We start from the raw sequence: 2,500 nt of genomic DNA on the forward strand, positions 1-2,500 counted from the left end.
CATAACCTCGGTATACAAAACGTATAGCCAAGAGTAATTTCGAAACACATTCAGGAATTTGACTCCCTGAAAACTAGATACGAAACGAATCTACATTTTATATTTATTGGATAAGCCCTCGACCGATTAGTATTGGTCAGCTCCATGCATTACTGCACTTCCACCTCCAACCTATCTACCTCGTCGTCTACAAGGGGTCTTACATACTGGGAAATCTCATCTTGAGGGGGGCTTCACGCTTAGATGCTTTCAGCGCTTATCCCGTCCGTACGTAGCTACCCAGCCATGCTCCTGGCGGAACAACTGGTGCACCAGCGGTACGTCCATCCCGGTCCTCTCGTACTAAGGACAGCTCCTCTCAAATTTCCTACGCCCACGACAGATAGGGACCGAACTGTCTCACGACGTTCTGAACCCAGCTCGCGTACCGCTTTAATGGGCGAACAGCCCAACCCTTGGGACCTACTTCAGCCCCAGGATGCGATGAGCCGACATCGAGGTGCCAAACCTCCCCGTCGATGTGGACTCTTGGGGGAGATAAGCCTGTTATCCCCAGGGTAGCTTTTATCCGTTGAGCGATGGCCCTTCCATGCGGTACCACCGGATCACTAAGCCCGACTTTCGTCCCTGCTCGACTTGTAGGTCTCGCAGTCAAGCTCCCTTCTGCCTTTGCACTCTTCGAATGATTTCCAACCATTCTGAGGGAACCTTGGGGCGCCTCCGTTACTCTTTAGGAGGCGACCGCCCCAGTCAAACTGCCCACCTGACACTGTCCCCATACCGGATTACGGTACCAGGTTAGAACCTAGATACGATCAGGGTGGTATCCCAACGGCGCCTCCACCCAAGCTGGCGCTCAGGTTTCAAAGGCTCCCACCTATCCTGTACAGATCGTACCCAAATCCAATATCAAGCTGCAGTAAAGCTCCATGGGGTCTTTCCGTCTTGTCGCGGGTAACCTGCATCTTCACAGGTATTAAAATTTCACCGGATCTCTCGTTGAGACAGCGCCCAAGTCGTTACGCCATTCGTGCGGGTCAGAATTTACCTGACAAGGAATTTCGCTACCTTAGGACCGTTATAGTTACGGCCGCCGTTTACTGGGGCTTCGGTTCACAGCTTCGGGATTACTCCCTAACCGCTCCCCTTAACCTTCCAGCACCGGGCAGGCGTCAGCCCGTATACTTCGCCTTGCGGCTTCGCACAGACCTGTGTTTTTGCTAAACAGTCGCTTGGGCCTTTTCACTGCGGCCCCCTCGTGCTATTCACACTACCGGGGCACCCCTTCTCCCGAAGTTACGGGGTCATTTTGCCGAGTTCCTTAACGAGAGTTCTTCCGCGCGCCTTAGAATTCTCTTCTCGCCTACCTGTGTCGGTTTGCGGTACGGGCACCTTCACCTGGTTAGAGGCTTTTCTTGGCAGTGTGAGATCATGACCTTCGGTACTATAATTTTCCCTCCCCGTCACAGCCCAGCCTTAAAGTGTGCGGATTTGCCTACACACCAGCCTCACTGCTTGGACGAGCATCCATCAGCTCGCGTCACTACCCTCCTGCGTCACCCCATCACTCATAACGGTTTACGGTGGTACAGGAATTTCAACCTGTTGTCCTTCGATTACGCCTGTCGGCCTCACCTTAGGTCCCGACTTACCCTGAGCGGACGAGCCTTCCTCAGGAAACCTTGGGCTTTCGGCGGATCAGATTCTCACTGATCTTTTCGTTACTCATACCGGCATTCTCACTTGTATACGCTCCAGCACTCCTTACGGTATACCTTCAACGCTGTATACAACGCTCCCCTACCCCTGATGCAAACCATCAAGCCATAGCTTCGGTGGTGTGTTTAGCCCCGTTACATTTTCGGCGCAGAGTCACTCGACCAGTGAGCTATTACGCACTCTTTCAATGGTGGCTGCTTCTAAGCCAACATCCTGGTTGTCTGTGCAACTCCACATCCTTTCCCACTTAACACACACTTGGGGACCTTAGCTGATGGTCTGGGCTGTTTCCCTTTTGACAATGGATCTTAGCACTCACTGTCTGACTCCCGGTCGATCAGTCGATGGCATTCGGAGTTTGACTGAGCTTGGTAACCCTTGCGGGCCCCGCACCCAATCAGTGCTCTACCTCCACGACTGCAAAACCGAGGCTAGCCCTAAAGCTATTTCGGGGAGAACCAGCTATCTCCGAGTTCGATTGGAATTTCTCCGCTACCCCCACCTCATCCCCGAATTTTTCAACATTCGTGGGTTCGGGCCTCCAGTGCGTGTTACCGCACCTTCACCCTGGACAGGGGTAGATCACACGGTTTCGGGTCTACGTCCACGTACTCAATCGCCCTATTCAGACTCGCTTTCGCTGCGGCTCCGGCTTCTCACCTTAACCTTGCACGGGAACGTAACTCGCCGGTTCATTCTACAAAAGGCACGCCATCACCCATAAACAGGGCTCTGACTTCTTGTAAGCACACGGTTTCAGGTTCTATTTCACTCCCCTTCC

General features: G+C 53.0%; 1 rRNA gene (only partly in view). It reads right to left on the reverse strand.

The features are described from left to right. Positions 1-106 precede the first annotated feature (106 nt). A 23S ribosomal RNA gene (locus BCV73_RS28585) occupies positions 107-2,500 on the reverse strand; it runs 535 nt beyond the window's last position.

This window comes from Paenibacillus sp. SSG-1 (assembly GCF_002224835.1).
Lineage (GTDB): Bacteria > Bacillota > Bacilli > Paenibacillales > Paenibacillaceae > Paenibacillus_AQ > Paenibacillus_AQ favisporus.